Origin of the sequence: Nitrincola alkalisediminis (assembly GCF_009821115.1) — a bacterium.
GTDB lineage: Bacteria > Pseudomonadota > Gammaproteobacteria > Pseudomonadales > Balneatricaceae > Nitrincola > Nitrincola alkalisediminis.
Genome location: NZ_VYTY01000015.1, coordinates 39,239 through 56,294, shown reverse-complemented (window position 1 = coordinate 56,294; position 17,056 = coordinate 39,239). Strand labels below are relative to the sequence as shown.

Sequence of the window (17,056 nt, the reverse complement as noted above, 5' to 3'; positions counted from 1 at the left end):
TGAAATTATTCCCCAATACGACAGACCAACGCATCCAGCAATGCAACACCCAATTCATCTACATTTAAATCGGCCTGTTGTGGCGTATCTGTAGAGAATGTTCGCCAAATAAGGTATTCCGTTTGTCCTGAAGGATATCCATAGTGCTCATACACCTGCTCCATAATGGGTACGTGATCGCCAAACCAACCCAGCACAGCAGGTCTGGGCAGTTGAATTAAGGCCTTCTGCAAGGTCTGCAACATACGATCCGCATTTTGTAAATGATTTAAATAGACACTCAGGTCGCTTGATGCATTCGTGTCGGGAATGTCAGTATAGAGACGACTGAGCGGACCCTCTGGCTGAGACTCCAAATGCAAAGGACCGTGATTTTCCATTGTAATAATGTAGACAAACATTTGTTCGTTTGTATTTTCCAACAATTTGACCGCAAAGTCAGCAACAGCTTCATCACTCGTGTACTGCCCGCACTTTTGCTCGGGTGAAAAGTGCTGAATATCGTAAAACGCATCAAACCCCATCTTCGGATAAACTTCATTGCGTCGGTAAAAACCCGCAGGGTACGGGTGGATGCAAACGCAGCGATACCCCATCGCCTTTAACTCGGCCACCAACCCCGGAATATGCGTTTCTCGAGCAAAGCGGTGATAGGGATTAAAGCGATGAACACCAAGATGCTCTGGTGTTAAGCCTGTTAAGAAGGCGCTTTCCGTCCGAACCGTATTGGCCCCCCAGGCGGGCACGTTCAACGCACCTGTTTGCCAAGACTGCTCACGCAGGCGGTCGAATGCACTCAACACATCAGGGTTAATGAATGGATACACGGGACGCGGATCAAAAAAGGATTCACTTTGCACCACAACCAGTGTTGGCAATACAGGCTTGTCGGTGGGATCTGGACCTGGAAATTGCGACTCGGAGCCGCGACGCTCCTGAAGACCGTCGGCACGACTGCACGCTTTCGATAGAGACCTCTGCGCACGACCTTGATAGGGATTAGCAATTGATGCAGTTGCAGTCGACGTAAAGGCTTGCAGTGTATACAGCCATAACAACCCCCAAAAGCCCAATCGCTGTAAATCTTGCTCTGGCTCGAACGTCACAACAATCGTTTGACGACGACTCAGCCATACCAGCACCAAAACGGAGATCAATAAGCCCAAAAATGCACGCCCAAACCAAGCATAACCGGAAGACTGCTGGGTCAGGGAGCGTTCTAGCCACAACCCCAATACCACAGCAAGCACGCCTGCAAGACTTGCAATCAGTGTGCGCCAGACGCCAAAAAAAGGAACATAAAGGCGTGGATGCAGAATAGCATCGGTAAAGTATTCAAAGTCCTGATGCACAAAAGGCTCTCGCAAACTTTTCCACTTTACGTTATTGACCAATACCAACAACAGCATCGCCGCCGCCAATAATGCCAGCGTAAACAGCGGACGCTGTAGAATCAGCAGCAATGCAAAAAAAGCAATACTCCAAATCGCGAGCGGAGCCAGCAGTAACGGGAAGGCGCGCGACCAGACAGAGCCAACACCGGGTTTAATCTGCGTTTCTGCCAGCATAGCCAACAGCAACACTCCGAACCAAGCCAACACCATACTCAATACCCCAACCAGCGCACAATTCGATGCGACACAGCGGCTGGCAGCACACTTAACCACCAACAACCCCAGTTCAGCGGAAATGGAAAACTGATTCGAGGACGATTACGCTCGACTCCCTTACGGATCACCTTGGCAGCTTTGGCCGGCGCCCATAAAAACGGCTTAGGCCCAGGCATGGCATCGCACATATCCGAACTCACGTAACCGGGCATCACGACCGTAACACCGACACCCGAAGACGCCAAACCACCGCGCAACGCCTCGCCGTAGGCCTTAACGGCGGCCTTGCTGGCACTGTACGACGGCGTGACAGGCAAGCCAAACCCCGCTGCCAACGAGCTAATCAACACAATTTGCCCACTCCGACGCACACGCATGAGCTGAGCCACATGATGAGTGAGCATCAAGGTCGACAGAATGTTGAGCTCCAACAAAGCTTGCGCTTGCTCCCAGCACTCACCTGCACGATCCGGCCCTGTGTTGCAATTGACTCCAGCGCAGGCAATCAACAGATCAGGCACCCCCGTTGATTCCAGCTGATCAATCCAAACCTTAAGCGCTGCACGGTCCGATAAATCCAAAACACACAGCTCTACGCACGCCCCTTTCAAACGGCACTCGTCGGCTAAGGATTGAAGACGCCCCTCCTGTCGACCTTGCAAAATAAGCTGGACTCCCTTTTCGGCATACTCCAAGGCTAAGGCACCACCTATAGCACCTGTCGCACCCGTAATCACCACTCGATACTGTTCTTCAGCACTCATTACAAGACTTGCTCCAAAGGAGACATATCGGCATTTAACACTTTACCGGCATTTTTTACGGCGAGCGCAATGCCCTCTGCTGAGTAAAATCCACCATTAATTTGCGTGGTGTACATGAGCGTTTCGCGGAAAGCATGAAAGAAATCAGCATCCGGGCGTTGAGGGTTTTGCCAAAAATCATCAAGCGGCGCCGACTGCGTCAACCCCGGCAAGTTGTACACAGGATCGGCCATTGCGAAGGTTGGACACCCCATTTGCAATGACACAATTCCCGATGTGCTGTTCACCACCACCTGTCCCTGTGCATATTTAAGAATATATTCCAGAAATCCGGTTTGAATAAAGTGCACACGCCCCTCTAACCCATAGTCACGCGCGCGACGTCGAACCAAGCCTTCATAATCCACAAAACCGTAGTCCAGGGGATGGTTTTTAATTAACAAAAGCTGATCAGGCAAAGAATGCTTTGCAAAGGAATACATGACCTCATCGATGACATCGCTCATGCATTGAAAGCGTGAATGACAGCGAATTTGCGCATCCGAATTCAGCTGCAAAGGCAGCAAAAAAAAGGGGCGCTTTGACTGCACTAACTCACGCAAATACACTGCCTCTTTCTTCTTCCAACCTGGCTCTCGCGCAAAACGCCACAAATACCCTGCGTACTCTTGCGGTGCTGGGTGCAGTGCATGTGTTTCGTAGCCTGGATAAAAAATCGGGTTATACATACCGGCCGCATGATAAATCACATCGTAGGCAGCTCTTCGACGAAAAGTGGCGTAGAACGTTTGGGGTACAGGTCGCTCTGGCGGCAATCGTAAATAGGCCTCGCGAAACCACTCTGGATCTCTCGGTAACCGGGAGTGACCGTTGACACCGTCGCGCTCAAGTGTCACCCAATGTGGGCGAAAATACCCCTCTTCGAATACATGGGTACGAACACCAAACAATTCGGCTCGATCAACCGCTGCACGATGCACTCTGCGACTGTCACCAAATAAAATTTGGTCAGTAATCCCGTGCGTTAACCAGATGTCTTCGATAAAACTGGATAATTCCTCGGCCTTGCCGCGAAAGTTGATTGCTTTACGTGGAAACCAATACACCCAGTCACCGGCATTAAAGTTAATGCGATGCACCGTGTGACCTTCAGATTGAAGATAATCGGCCAACTTTGAAAAAAATGGCGTAGACACACCCTGTAGAAAAAGAAAACTACGTTTAACTGAGCCCAAGCTGAGTAATTCCTTGTACGCCATCTACTACTTAATGATGGGAACATGATACGAAAAACAAGGGGAATTCGCTAGACAAAATTCATAGAGGAGGTGGCCTGCGTCGCATCCTTACAACGCAGACCCTGTGGTCTCACTGCGCCCGTTTTACAGCCAGGCTCGCTGAGTTTAATACAGTAGCGAACTTAATTAGCGCAAGCTTGATGGAGTTTGACGCACATGTCAAGCCTTACTCAACACTTGCATTTACTAGATGCAAGCCCGTTTCATCTTGACGAATCAAACCTTGCTTTAGTAAATTTCCGATTGCCATTTTAAACGCTTTCTTACTTACACCAAACACGGATTTAATATCATCCGGTGAACTCTTATCACTTAGTGCACAAAAACCGTTTTTTAGTTCCAAATAATTTAAGAGCTGTTTTGCGATGGGGTCAACCTTACCATAGCCGGGCTTATCCAACATCACATCGATCTTGCCATCTTCGCGCAGCTGCTTAATAAACCCCTCGACTTTTAGACCGGGACGCAGATCACGTGAAATATCCTGCGTGTGCAAAATCCCTTGAGCCTCATGCTCAATAATGACAAGTAAACCCAATTCGGTCCGCCGCCAAATCAACAGGGACACCGCTTGACCCACTGCAAACTCAGGCGAAGATTTATTGAGGTATTTTTCAACCTTAGCAGAGGCCGCAATCCGGCCCGAATTATCGATGTAGACGCGAACAATGCAATGCTGCCCTTTTTCAACAGGTCTTGGCTGTTCGGCAAAGGGTAGAAACAATTGCTTAGGCAGCCCCCAGTCTAAAAACGCCCCTACTTTATTTGTTTCGGCAACTTGTAAGCTGGCAAACTCGCCAACCTGCACGCGTGGCCGCTTGGTTGTCGCAACAGGCATATCATCGCTATCAAGATAGACAAATACGCTGAGCGTGTCGCCAAGCTGACAACCATTTGGAACCTCACGCTGAGGCAAGAGTATTCCGCCGAGCTTACCCCCTTCAAGGTACACACCAAACTCAACTTGACGTATCACTGTTAACTTATTAAACCGCCCTAACTCAACCACACTGTCTCTCCAAGAATTGCATTGCGCACAGAGTATCAGTATAGCGACTGGAAATCGAAGCGCGAGCACAAAAATATGAAGATACTGTGAAAATTACAATTTACAGCACCTCATAAAAAACATTACTATCCTATTAAATTTATTAATGCTCATGTGACTCAACAAAAAAATTGGACCGTGAGTAAGGCTAACCAGCTCAAAAAGCATGGAATATTTTAATATTCAATGGATTGCAACCAAAAGTTAAGCAACTAGATGAATAACAAGACTGATCTGACTCAAGCGGCAAGCGCAAAGATACCCACCCTTGAAGTCAACGACCTATACAAGCGCTACGGAACCCTAGAGGTCCTTAAAGGCATTTCTTTAACCGCCAACGAGGGTGATGTGATTTCCATCATCGGCTCAAGCGGGTCTGGAAAGTCCACTTTTTTGCGCTGCCTAAACCTTCTCGAAAACCCCTCCCAAGGAAGCATTGCCCTCAAAGGCGAGCAACTGGAACTGGTGAAAACATCGGACGGACAGCTGGAAGCACGTAAGCGCCGCCAACTTGAGTCGATGCGTGCACGAATTGGATTTGTATTCCAAAACTTTAATTTATGGCCTCACCTTACCATTCTTGAAAACATCGTCTTAGCACAAGTGGTCGTTAAAGGACGCCCTAAGGCCGAAGCACGCCAACGCGCTGAAGCTCTGCTCGAAAAAGTCGGTTTGGCCAGCAAAGCCAAGGCTTATCCCGGCCACTTGTCGGGCGGACAACAACAGCGCATTGCCATTGCGCGCACGCTTGCCATGGACCCAGAGGTTTTGCTGTTCGATGAACCTACGTCGGCACTCGACCCTGAACTGGTGAATGAGGTGCTCGGCGTGATGCAATCTCTGGCTGAAGAGGGCCGCACCATGTTGATTGTAACGCATGAGATGCGCTTTGCTCGGGATGTATCAAGCCAGGTGATGTTTTTACACCAAGGTCGTGTTGAAGAGTTCGGCCCACCTTCTCAGGTCTTTACTCAACCCAATTCGGATCGTTGCAAAGCATTTTTGTCTAGCCATTTATAAAACTTTGGGCTTTACTGCTTTAGTGCATAATTACGACGATTGATCTGACGATCAGATTCAACCTGAAAATGAAGGAAACAAACCATGCAAAAAACGAAACGTTTTGCGATGTCCTTGGCACTCGTTGCGTCGTCTGCCTTGATGGCAACCGCTGCAACAGCCGATACGATTCGAATTGCGACCGAAGGTGCGTATGCTCCTTTTAATTTCATAGACAGCAGCGGCCAACCCGGTGGCTTTGATGTTGAGATTGCAAATGCGCTGTGTGAGCAAATGCAAGCCACCTGCGAAATCGTCACGCAAGACTGGGACGGTATTATTCCGGGCTTGAGAGCACGCCGTTATGACGCCATCATCGCCTCCATGTCGATCACTGAAGAACGTGAGCGCGTAGTCGCCTTTACCGAGCCTTACTATTCAAACGTACTGGCATTTGTTGGCCCCAAGGGCACTGAAATGCCAACCGATGCTGACAGCTTAAAAGGCAAAACACTCGGTGCTCAGCGCGCAACGATTGCGGGGCAGTATTTAGAAGACACGCTTGGCAGCGTGGTGAATGTGCGCTTGTACGATACCCAAGACAATGCCTATCTGGACTTGGCTTCTGGCCGCTTGGATGGAATGGTGTCGGACAAATTCCCAGCCTACGATTGGTTAACGTCTGAGGCAGGTAGCGCGTTTGAGTTTAAGGGCGAAGATATCGATATTAACGATAAAATCGGCATTGCGGTTCGCCAAAACGACACCGCGTTAAAAGAGCGTTTTAATGCAGCCATTCAGGCCATTGTTGAAAATGGCACCTATGCCGAAATCAACGCAAAGTATTTTCCTTTCTCTATTTATTGATCGAACAGCGTAGGCTTGAGCTCGTTGTGATGTCTTAACGGACATCACAACCCTCACCAATCCGCATTGTGAGTATTGCATGGATCTTCATGGTTTTGGTCACCTGCTGTTAGCAGGCACTTGGATCACTTTAAAGCTGGCATTTACCAGTCTCTTTTTTGGTTTAATTCTTGGCCTGCTGGGCGCGGCAGCCAAGCTGTCCCCTATTCGAATTTTACGCTGGATTGCGACCACCTACACGACGTTGATTCGAGGTATTCCTGAGCTTTTATTGGTGCTGATCATTTACTTTGGTACCACCGAAATCCTGCTGCGCATGTTTGATAAGTACATAGAAATCAGTGCTTTTGCTGCAGGTGTTACAGCACTTTCTATCGCATTTGGCGCCTATGCAACAGAAGTATTTAGAAGCGCTCTGCAAGAAATCCCTAAAGGGCAACGCGAGTCTGCCATGGCGATTGGCATGACACGCTGGCAAACCTTTAGCCGTATTTTATTGCCACAGCTTTGGCGTGTCGCACTGCCCGGTCTTGGCAACCTGTTTCTTGTGTTGTTAAAAGACACGGCGCTGGTGTCGGTGATTGGCTTAGATGATTTGATGCGCCAAGCCTATGTAGCAGCTGGCTTCACCAAACTGCCCTTTACTTTTTATTTGATGGCTGCACTGATTTATTTATTGCTGACCATTATCAGCATGCAAGTGATTCGCTTACTTGAGAAGCGTGCCAACCGCCCATGGCAAGGAGCTCGCTCATGAGTGATTTAATAATTCAACTGTCACAGTGGCTACTGACATTAACACAGGGCGCTGAGCCATGGGACTCCTATGCGCGTTATTTGCCGCGTCTAATGGATGGGGTATGGATCACGCTACAATTGGTTCTACTCAGCGGCGTTATTGGCTTTTTGATGGCGGTTCCACTGGCACTGATGCGCATTTCCAAGAACCCTTGGCTGTGGGTCTTCCCCTATTGCTACATTTTCTTTTTCCGCGGCACACCCTTACTGGTGCAAATTTTCTTGGTCTATTATGGCTTGTCTCAATTCGAGAGCCTGCGTAACTTAGGCTGGATATGGACCGATGTGCTCTCCCAACCCTATTGGTGTGCGATCATCGCATTTAGCTTGAATACGTCTGCCTACATCGCAGAACTCTTCCGAGGTGCAATTCAAGCGGTTCCTAAAGGTGAAACGGAGGCCGCTCAGGCATTAGGTATGAGCCAGCGCCAACAGTATCAACACGTCATCCTACCGCGTGCGTTTGGCATCATTTTGCCTGCGTATGGGAATGAAGTGATTCTGATGTTAAAAGGCAGCGCACTGGCATCGACAATCACCCTGCTGGATTTAATGGGTGCCACCCGAGGAGCCATTTCTCGGACCTATCTGAGCCTTGAGTTTTTCTTATTGGCGGGTTTTATTTATTTGATTTTGACGGCGGTGCTGATTGGCTTTTTCCGACTTCTCGAGAATCTATTCAACGCACATCAACGCGCTCAGGATATGAAAATCAATAATTTAGATCCGCAAATTAAAGATAAACATTTAGAAGACAGTGTGCGTTGATTGAGGGAGCAAAGGAATGCGAACCCAGACATATGCTTGACATATGTCTTTTGCCACCTATACTCGAAACATCAGGCATAGAAGACAAATGTGGCGATCATGAAAACAGTTTCTATTTTTAAAAATGGCAAAAATCAGGCAGTTCGCTTACCGAAGGAAATGCAGTTTGAAGGAGTTAGTGAACTAGAAATAACCAAGTACGGTGACGTTATTACGTTACGCCCTACTCGTCCAGACTGGTTATCCTTTAAAGATGTTGAGAAGTCTGATAAAGACTTTTTAACCGAGCGTGAAAGCATAATACTAGACGAAGGCCGTTTTAATTTTGATTAATAACACTACTTACATGCTCGACACCTGCATATGCTCATACATTATGCGAGAGCATCCTATTTCTGTTCTTGAACGATTACAAGCAATCGCTTCAGATCAACATAGGATTGTTATTTCCGCAATCACTTATCAAGAGATGCTATTTGGTTTGTTAGGCAAAAAAGCACTTCCCAAACATGCAATTCTTGTCAATGAATTTCTAAAACGCCTTGACGACGTACTTCCATGGGATAAAGCCGCTGTCGAAGCAACAACAGAGGTCAAAAAGGCCTTGATCGCCCTAGGTACCCCTATCGGCAATAATGATACAGCCATTGCCGGACATGCCATCTCAGCGCAATGCATCCTAGTCACTAACAATACTCGAGAATTTAATAGAGTTTCTGGGCTTGTAGTTGAAGACTGGGTTGGTAGCTAGGCGCCCCCCTCTGGCGCTGTTTAATTTGCTTGAGGAGTGAATGCATAGTGAAACCCATATGTTGCTATCAATCATAAAGAAACATATTAGTTTCTATTTTGGCACTTTTAATCCAATCACGACTGTTTGCTCGTATATAAAGTCAAATGTGCATTAAACTATTGAGGTCATAATGGCGATCAGTTGGGTTTTAGGTTCTGGTGGAATTGGGTTAGCCGTTGCTCAAGCGCTTTCAAACCAAGGTGATGAAGTACATTTATTGAGTCGTCGCCCTGTTGAAGATAATTTTTCCACGTATCAATTGGCTGACTGGCATTGGGCGTCTATCCAAGCCAGCTTAAAGACCCTTCCACAGCCCGACAAGATTATTATTGCCACCGGCATGCTCTGGACCGATGAGCACCCTCCTGAAAAGCGCCTTGAGGATCTGAACGAGTCGCGCTTTTTAGAGGCGTTTGCAGCCAATACACTGATTACGGCGGCTGTTATAGAGCACCTTTCCGAAAGAATGAAGCGTAACACGGCGTTAAAGCTGTTAACGATATCCGCTAAAGTGGGCAGCATTAGCGATAATAAATTGGGGGGATGGTATGCCTATCGCGTCAGTAAAGCGGCGCTGAATATGTTGGTGAAAACCACTGCAATTGAATGGCAACGTCGCTACCCTATGTCAGCGATTGCGTCCTATCACCCGGGTACAACCGACTCAAGACTGTCTCAACCCTTTCAGGCGCGACTGCCCGAGGGACAACTCAAAACACCCCAAGACGCTGCAGCGTGTTTAATCAGCGTGCTAGACAAGCAAGTCACTCCTGAGCAATCTGGACGCTTCTGGCATTGGGATGGGTCTGAAATTGGTTGGTGATGAACAAGTCAGATAGTAGAGCGATTTGACTTAAGCTGTACACCTTCAATGAGTACAAATTGAAATTAATTCTTTTATAGCGTAGTATTTCAGTACATACATGTAGGAGGGCCATACCATGCCTCAAATTCCAATAGGAACCAATGACCGCGTATCCTTCCGAATCGCATCGGATGAAAAATTATTGTTAATGCGCGCAGCTGCATTACAGCACACCAACTTAACCGATTTCGTAATTCGTAATGTCATATCTGTGGCACAGAAGGTCATTGATGATAATGAACGACTGGCTCTGTCCGAAAAAGACAGCCTCCGCGTGCTGGATTTATTGGATCACCCACCTGCGCCCAATGAAAAGCTATTAGCGGCAGCCTTTGCATTGCCGAAGCGAACATGAGCTTGCCAGCTTGGCGCGAAGAGCCAGTCAGCAAGTTTCATAATCGTTCAACATTCGACTGTGGTGATAAGCAGTTAAATCAATTTCTGCGCCTTCATGCAAGACAAAATCATGAAAAAGGTGGTGCTAAAACATATCTCGCAATATCAGATCATGATGCTAAAACAGTTCTTGGGTATTACACACTAAGCCCTGCATCTATTGCGTATGAGCGTACACCTGAAGTAATTAAATACGGTCTAGCTCGTCATGAAGTCCCTGTATTTAGGCTGGGTCGTCTTGCTGTTAATATAGCGTGGCAAGGGCAAGGTTTGGGTGGGCAGTTACTACTCGCCGCCGGGCGTCGTTGCCTCTTGGTTGCAATGCAAGCTGGCGGGGTTGCTCTGCTGATTGATGCAAAAAATAATCGCGTCGCAACTTGGTATGAAAGCTACGGAGCAGTTCCATTACTGAACGCTCCTTTGTCGTTACTTTTATCGTTCAAAACAATCCATTCTGCATTAGCTGTAGCAGGCAAGCTGTGACTGCTCACCGCCCGGGCGATGGTTTACGCGGGATTTTGCTAATCGCACTTGGAATTGCTCAACCCAAGGTTTCTCAAACTGATAAACACTAAAACTCCGTCATAATCTGCGTCGTATACACAGGGGTTGTGTGAGGCAGTTTTGCAAACACGTCTGAGTAATGGGCCTGCACTCGACCTAAATTCACCAAGCTCATTCCGCTCGAAAAACCAAACCAGACAAAAAGCCCGTTAAGGTCACGGAACATTGGCGGTAAATAATCAGGTGCCGCGATCACGCCTTCTAAATAACGCTCATAGAGTATGGGCAAGTCATCGAGTGTGACTTTGCCAACAAACATCATAGGCAGAATTTCAGGCACACCCGACTCTATTGCACTTTTGATAAAGTTAACGTTTTCGACAAAGCCTTTTATGTACGAGAGATCCTTGGTAAACACAGATCCCCCCTCGACGCACCCACCCCGAAATACGCGCTGGGTAACGCGATAGCTGTCATGCTCGGACAAGCCTTTATCAATAAAATGCCGATACACTTCGACAAAATCAGCACCGTCTTCCGCCAGACTGATGGCCACGACTCGGTCACTCACTCGCCGTGCACGTTGCGGAAAAGAACTAAAGGTCAGCGTTTCCATAAGAACTGCCAAGCCTTCTTGATGTGCGGTAATACGGGGCGACCCCACACCCAGCCAAGTGGCATAGGGCTGACGACGACCGTTTAGCGTCGTGCCGACGTGCACCCAACCTTCGTGAACTTCCAGCACTTGCAGATCCAATTCGGAGAAATACGCACGCTCGTTCAGCTTAATAACGTCGCCACCGGCTGCGGCGTCGGAGACAATACCATTGGACAGCTGAACACGAATATCGCCTTCGTTAAAGTAAGCATTCAATTTCGCCGACAACATCTCGACGGCTTTTTCAGCTGGAATATCATTGCCATACGGACGCTTTAAATGCTCGGCTGCAGCCGATGAAAAGGTTCGACACAGGCGCTCGCTTAGTTCAAGCAAGGTTTTTTTATCACCACGCATCTTGTCCGTCGCAGAACCATACAGCGCTTGGCTGCAAACCCCAAACGCCTTAGTGCCGCGCCCTTCCAGCATGTCGATGACCAAGAGGTACTGTTCGATATTTTGCAATAAGATGCGCCCGAGCCCATCCGTACCACCCAGCAATCGGCAGATATCGGATCTCAGCGTCTTTAACTCTTCTCTGACAACGTCAGGAGCAAAACGCAGGGCTTGCTGCTCGTAAAAGGCCTGATCAATATTGGGTAAGGTTTTACCTTTCCCCTCTAAAAACTCGGTTTGCACCTGAGCAGGCCATTTTATGGCATCTAGAATCATAATGGGTTTTTGAATAGCGACAAGTCGATCGGATAACTGACGCAGATGCTCAAGATACATTCGGATAACGCCTCATAATCACCCATAATAACGGCAGCCCAAGAAGTGCAATCACCGCACAGAGCGTAAAGAATACTGTCCAATCGCCATCCAAGGCATCGACCATAATACCGCTTGATGCCGAGAACCAAATTCGGGCGAGGTTCGCCAAAGATGCCAGCAACGCATATTGCGTCGCAGTGTAGGCACTGTTGCACAGGGAGGATAAGTAAGCGACCAAGGCCACAGTGACCAGCCCTGTTGTAAAGTTATCGGACGCCACGGCAAATATAAACACGCCCATCGATTGACCGGAAGCCGCCAACCAAGAATAGGTCAAGTTAGTGGCCGCTGTTGAAAAACCCGCCAAAAACAAGGCACGCAGTATGCCAATACGCGCCACGAGAATCCCGCCAATAACAATACCAATCAGGTTGGCTGTTAGGCCGTACACCTTGGCAACTTCTGCGATTTCGGGCAGAGTAAAACCAAGCTCACGGTAAAAAACACCGGACATGCGGCCCAATAAGGCATCACCCAGCTTGAAGATAAAAATGAAAACCAGGATCAGCACCCAGCCTTCTCGCTTCGTAAACTCCATTAAGGGCGCTAACAAAGTCACGTATAGCCACCCTATCACTCTGCGCGGCAGCCTCGGCAACGCAGACCAACGCTCCAGATGCGCCAGCGCCCGCGCCTCCTCTGCCCGTGTTTCATCGGTGACATAGATTTTAGGTTCAGGGCTGAGCAACACAGCCATAATGCCGACCAACACCATGCAGCCGAGAAGCAGGTAAGCAATATTCCAGCCTAGACTGTGCGCTAAATACAGTCCACCAGCGCCCCCAATCAGCGTTCCACCTAAATGCCAACCCCAAATGCCCGCTGCCGAACCACTACCGTACTGATGGGTGTCGAGAATTTCGATACGATAGGCGTCGATCACAATATCCTGAGTGGCCGACATGAAGGTCACACCCAAGACGGCGACAGCCATCATAAAGAGCCCATCGGCTGGGTTAAACAATGACAAATACAAAATGGCCAGCATCAAGCCCACTTGCGAGACCAGTGCCCAGCTCCGGCGCCGACCAAAGCGTGCGGTAAGATAGGGAATCCGCAAGCGATCCAGTAAAGGGGCCCATAAAAAGTTGATCGCATAGGGTGTGGCGGCAAGTGCAAACAGGCCTATGTCGGAGCGACTCACGCCTTCATCGCGCAACCAAATGGATAAATTCGAAAAGACAAGCGGAGCTGGCAGGCCACTTGAAAAACCAAGTGCCAGCAAAGTAATCATGCGCTTATCGCGGTAAGGGGTAAACCAAGCGGTTAGGATGTTGATCAGGTTAATCGTATCGCTCCTTGAGTGAGTGTCGATAGAAAACTTGGAAGCCTTCCGTACGCTCAATATTATACGGACTCTAGGCGTTAACTCTATAGGCGCGGGTCTTGATCTGCTGTCATTATGCCGATGCGACGCCCGAGGCGCGACGGCCTCGGGCTTGGCAATAACGACTAGCTTTTTTCTTCATTGGCCAAGAAAAACCAAGTATCCAGAACAGAGTCTGGATTGAGCGAGACACTGTCGATCCCCTTTTCCATCAGCCAACGGGCTAAATCTGGATGATCCGACGGGCCTTGCCCACAAATACCGATGTATTTATTGGCTTTGTGGCAGGCATTAATGGCCATTTCGAGGAGAATTTTGACCGCTTCATTGCGCTCATCAAACAGGTGCGCAACGATGCCCGAGTCACGATCCAAGCCCAGCGTGAGCTGAGTGAGGTCGTTGGAGCCAATGGAGAAGCCATCAAAGTACTCAAGAAATTGATCGGCTAACAGTGCGTTCGATGGTATTTCACACATCATAATCACACGAAGGTCATTTTCTCCGCGCTTCAAACCATTTTCGGCCAACAGCTCAACGACGTGACGCGCTTCGCCCACAGTCCGGACAAAGGGCACCATGATTTCGACATTGGTTAACTTCATTTCGTCACGAACGCGCTTTAAGGCACGGCATTCAAGTTCGAAGCAGTCTTGGAAGCTTTCAGAGATATAACGTGCGGCACCTCGAAACCCGAGCATGGGGTTTTCTTCTGCTGGTTCATAACGATCACCACCGATCAGATGCCCGTACTCGTTGGATTTAAAATCGGACATCCGCACTATGACTTTGCGTGGGTAAAACGCCGCCGCCAGAGTGGAAATTCCTTCCACGAGCTTATCCACGTAGAAGTCAACGGGTGATGCATAACCTGCAATCCGGCGCGATATGATCTGGCGAGTGTCACGGCTTTGTTGATCAAAATTCAACAGGGCTTTTGGGTGCACACCAATCATGCGGTTAATGATGAATTCCAACCGAGCCAGACCAACACCAGCATTGGGTAGGGATTGAAAGTCAAAGGCACGATCTGGATTGCCGACATTCATCATGATACTAAAAGGCAAGGCAGGCATGGATTCGACACTGTTGGTTTGATGTTCGAATGCCAAACGCCCTTCGTAAGCACGCCCAGTGTCTCCTTCGGCGCATGAGACTGTCACCCACTGATCATTGTGCAAGCGCTCGGTGGCATCGCCACAGCCAACAATGGCTGGAATACCCAGTTCACGGGCGATGATCGCCGCATGACAGGTTCGTCCACCGCGATTGGTCACGATGGCGGCCGCACGCTTCATCACGGGCTCCCAATCGGGGTCGGTCATATCGGTAACAAGGACATCGCCCGGTTGAACTTCGTGCATTTGATCAAGATGATACACGATTCGAACCTGACCAGAGCCGATTCGATGCCCAATAGAGCGCCCCTCAATGAGCACTTTGCCTTTTTCTTTTAGGAGATAGCGTTCAATAACCGCTTGAGAATTCTGACTTTTAACGGTTTCAGGTCGCGCCTGTACAATGTACAGCTGACCATCGTCGCCGTCTTTCGCCCATTCGATATCCATTGGACGACCGTAATGGTTTTCGATAATCACGGCGATTTTTGCCAACGCCTCAACGTCAGCATCGTTAATGCAAAACTGGTTACGATCCTCTCGGGAGACATCAACGGTTTCAACAGCACTGCCACCGTCTTCACTGGCGTAGACCATTTTGATGGCTTTCGTGCCGAGTGTTCGCCTTAAAATCGCCGGAGCACCGAGCTTGAGAGTCGGCTTATAGACGTAGAACTCATCTGGATTCACAGCCCCCTGCACCACTGTTTCGCCAAGTCCGTAGGCGGCGGTAATAAACACCACGTGCGGAAACCCGGATTCAGTGTCGATGGTAAACATGACCCCAGAAGCTCCGGTTTCACTGCGTACCATGCGCTGTACACCAGCAGAAAGTGCCACTTCGCTGTGAACAAAGCCGCGATGTACGCGGTAGGAAATCGCGCGATCATTGTAAAGCGATGCAAACACATCTTTGATGGATCGCTTAACTTGCGTTAAGCCACGTACGTTCAAAAAAGTTTCTTGTTGGCCTGCAAATGACGCATCGGGCAGATCCTCCGCCGTGGCCGAGGAACGAACCGCAACGGCACATTCACGTGCTTGCATCATCTCGGCGTAGGCACTGTCGATTGCCTCTTCAAGCGCGGGCTGAAAAGGTGCATCCACGATCCACTGACGGATCGTGCGGCCAGTTTCGGCCAAGGCGCGCGTGTCGTTAGTGTCGAGTGAATCCAGGAGGTTCGCTATTTTTTCGGTGAGTTGGTTAAAGCTAAGAAAATCACGATAGGCATCAGCCGTGGTCGCAAAGCCGCCAGGCACTCGTACACCTGCATCGGTCAGTTGATGAATCATTTCTCCCAAGGAGGCATTTTTACCGCCAACCTTATCTACATCTTGCATGCCAGTTTGTTCAAGGCGAATTACATACGTCTGCAAGGCCCAATCTCCCGTGGTTGAAGGGTATGACACTTAGTTGCTATGTTTCGTTGTTATGGAGTTTCACTCATGATCACGACCATGATAGGGGCTTGAATCAGACCCAAAGAGTGATACTCTTGGCTGCTTTACTATTCTTATAATCTGCTCAGAGAACAAATGATACTGTAGTTAGGTTAAAAAATCCCGACCTGGACAGACTTGTAAATAAATTACAAACACTCACAAAGGCTTAAGACTTTCTTGGAGACTTTTTTGAATAAACGTTCTGCTTTTTTTATATCGGACGGCACGGGTATTACGGCGGAAACGCTGGGCAACAGTTTATTAACTCAGTTCGATGGTATTCATTTTGAAATGCTGACACTGCCCTATGTAGACACGCTTGAAAAAGCCATCAAAGTGGCTGAGCAAATTGATGCAGCGACACGAGCAGATGGAGCGGCTGCCATTGTGTTTGATACCATCGTTAATCCAGAAATACGTGAGATTATTTCAAAGTCAAACGGCTATAAAATCGATGTCTTTGAAACGTTTTTAAAACCTTTAGAGCATGAACTGCAATTGCATTCGTCCTATTCGGTTGGTAAATCTCACGCCATCAATGAAAGTCGTCGCTACAAAGAGCGTATCGCGTCGGTCAACTTTGCACTGGACAATGATGATGGCGGGCGAATCCAACAATATGGAAAAGCCGATGTGATCTTGATTGGTGTGTCTCGCTGCGGTAAAACACCAACCTGCCTATACATGGCACTTCAGTTTGGTATTCGCGCCGCCAACTACCCTCTCACGATCGACGATCTTGAGATGCCTGGCATTCCCGAGGCGCTCATGGCACATTCGCAAAAACTCTTCGGTTTAACGATTGACCCCTTCCATTTAGCCGCGATTCGCAACGAACGACGCCCCAATAGCCGCTATGCGTCGTTGGAGCAATGCGAATTTGAGGTTCGTGAAGTCGAAAAGCGCTTTATTCAACTGGGTATCCCCTCGATTAACACGACGCACTTCTCCGTTGAAGAGATTGCAACCCGTATTATGGCCAATGCTGGGCTAGTCCGGCGCGCCGTCTAGCCCTCATGCACTGGAGCT

At 48.6% G+C, this 17,056-nt stretch carries 17 protein-coding genes; 10 read left to right on the top strand and 7 right to left on the bottom strand.

The window, feature by feature from the left end:
* Positions 1-5 precede the first annotated feature (5 nt).
* From F5971_RS17140 to F5971_RS17125, 4 genes are all read right to left on the bottom strand, one after another.
* Complete coding sequence (locus F5971_RS17140) at positions 6-1,667, bottom strand: LTA synthase family protein (protein ID WP_193496278.1); 1,662 nt, start codon at positions 1,665-1,667, stop codon at positions 6-8.
* Positions 1,607-2,374 (bottom strand): SDR family NAD(P)-dependent oxidoreductase, encoded by a 768-nt coding sequence (locus tag F5971_RS17135; RefSeq protein ID WP_036511632.1) that lies wholly within the window; start codon positions 2,372-2,374, stop codon positions 1,607-1,609. Before F5971_RS17135 ends, F5971_RS17140 begins: the two co-directional genes overlap by 61 nt.
* A complete protein-coding gene (locus F5971_RS17130; RefSeq protein ID WP_193496276.1) occupies positions 2,374-3,633 on the bottom strand; it encodes a capsule biosynthesis protein in 1,260 nt (419 codons plus the stop codon). The genes F5971_RS17135 and F5971_RS17130 overlap by 1 nt, the downstream gene beginning before the upstream one ends.
* A gap of 205 nt (positions 3,634-3,838) precedes the next feature.
* Positions 3,839-4,681, bottom strand: a complete 843-nt coding sequence (locus tag F5971_RS17125) for a CvfB family protein (RefSeq protein ID WP_036511629.1) — start codon at positions 4,679-4,681, stop codon at positions 3,839-3,841.
* A gap of 255 nt (positions 4,682-4,936) precedes the next feature.
* On the opposite strand from F5971_RS17125, the gene F5971_RS17120 reads away from it, so the two are divergent.
* The 9 genes from F5971_RS17120 to F5971_RS17080 all read left to right on the top strand — a co-directional run bounded on the left by F5971_RS17120 (position 4,937) and on the right by F5971_RS17080 (position 10,689).
* Positions 4,937-5,740 carry an ABC transporter ATP-binding protein gene (locus F5971_RS17120; protein WP_051514445.1) on the top strand — a complete coding sequence of 268 codons (804 nt, stop codon included), beginning with the start codon at positions 4,937-4,939 and terminating at the stop codon, positions 5,738-5,740.
* An 84-nt stretch (positions 5,741-5,824) separates the two neighbouring features.
* Entirely contained in the window at positions 5,825-6,586 is a 762-nt protein-coding gene (locus F5971_RS17115) for an ABC transporter substrate-binding protein (protein WP_036511626.1), read from the top strand.
* A gap of 79 nt (positions 6,587-6,665) precedes the next feature.
* Positions 6,666-7,343 (top strand): ABC transporter permease, encoded by a 678-nt coding sequence (locus tag F5971_RS17110; RefSeq protein ID WP_036511623.1) that lies wholly within the window; start codon positions 6,666-6,668, stop codon positions 7,341-7,343.
* Positions 7,340-8,152 carry an ABC transporter permease gene (locus tag F5971_RS17105; RefSeq protein ID WP_337588634.1) on the top strand — a complete coding sequence of 271 codons (813 nt, stop codon included), beginning with the start codon at positions 7,340-7,342 and terminating at the stop codon, positions 8,150-8,152. Before F5971_RS17110 ends, F5971_RS17105 begins: the two co-directional genes overlap by 4 nt.
* 99 nt (positions 8,153-8,251) lie before the next feature.
* On the top strand, positions 8,252-8,485 hold the full coding sequence (vapB, locus tag F5971_RS17100) for a type II toxin-antitoxin system VapB family antitoxin (protein ID WP_036511619.1): 234 nt from the start codon (positions 8,252-8,254) through the stop codon (positions 8,483-8,485).
* A 13-nt stretch (positions 8,486-8,498) separates the two neighbouring features.
* Positions 8,499-8,903, top strand: a complete 405-nt coding sequence (locus F5971_RS17095) for a type II toxin-antitoxin system VapC family toxin (protein ID WP_036511720.1) — start codon at positions 8,499-8,501, stop codon at positions 8,901-8,903.
* Between the two features lie 172 nt (positions 8,904-9,075).
* A complete protein-coding gene (locus F5971_RS17090) occupies positions 9,076-9,768 on the top strand; it encodes an SDR family NAD(P)-dependent oxidoreductase (RefSeq protein ID WP_193496273.1) in 693 nt (230 codons plus the stop codon).
* 118 nt (positions 9,769-9,886) lie between these two features.
* Positions 9,887-10,165: a type II toxin-antitoxin system TacA family antitoxin gene (locus F5971_RS17085; protein ID WP_193496271.1), complete on the top strand. Its 279-nt coding sequence runs from the start codon at positions 9,887-9,889 to the stop codon at positions 10,163-10,165.
* Positions 10,162-10,689 (top strand): GNAT family N-acetyltransferase, encoded by a 528-nt coding sequence (locus F5971_RS17080; protein WP_193496269.1) that lies wholly within the window; start codon positions 10,162-10,164, stop codon positions 10,687-10,689. The genes F5971_RS17085 and F5971_RS17080 overlap by 4 nt, the downstream gene beginning before the upstream one ends.
* A gap of 88 nt (positions 10,690-10,777) precedes the next feature.
* Here the strand turns inward: F5971_RS17080 and F5971_RS17075 are convergent, their stop codons facing one another.
* The 3 genes from F5971_RS17075 to ppsA all read right to left on the bottom strand — a co-directional run bounded on the left by F5971_RS17075 (position 10,778) and on the right by ppsA (position 15,961).
* Positions 10,778-12,100, bottom strand: coding sequence for a flavohemoglobin expression-modulating QEGLA motif protein (locus F5971_RS17075; protein WP_193496266.1), 1,323 nt, complete (start codon positions 12,098-12,100; stop codon positions 10,778-10,780).
* Positions 12,090-13,487, bottom strand: coding sequence for an AmpG family muropeptide MFS transporter (locus tag F5971_RS17070; RefSeq protein WP_246187834.1), 1,398 nt, complete (start codon positions 13,485-13,487; stop codon positions 12,090-12,092). Before F5971_RS17070 ends, F5971_RS17075 begins: the two co-directional genes overlap by 11 nt.
* A gap of 107 nt (positions 13,488-13,594) precedes the next feature.
* Positions 13,595-15,961 (bottom strand): phosphoenolpyruvate synthase, encoded by a 2,367-nt coding sequence (gene ppsA / locus F5971_RS17065; protein WP_193496263.1) that lies wholly within the window; start codon positions 15,959-15,961, stop codon positions 13,595-13,597.
* Positions 15,962-16,216: 255 nt separating this feature from the next.
* Between ppsA and ppsR the strand changes: the two genes are divergently transcribed.
* Positions 16,217-17,038, top strand: coding sequence for a posphoenolpyruvate synthetase regulatory kinase/phosphorylase PpsR (ppsR, locus tag F5971_RS17060; protein ID WP_036511602.1), 822 nt, complete (start codon positions 16,217-16,219; stop codon positions 17,036-17,038).
* Positions 17,039-17,056: the final 18 nt, after the last annotated feature.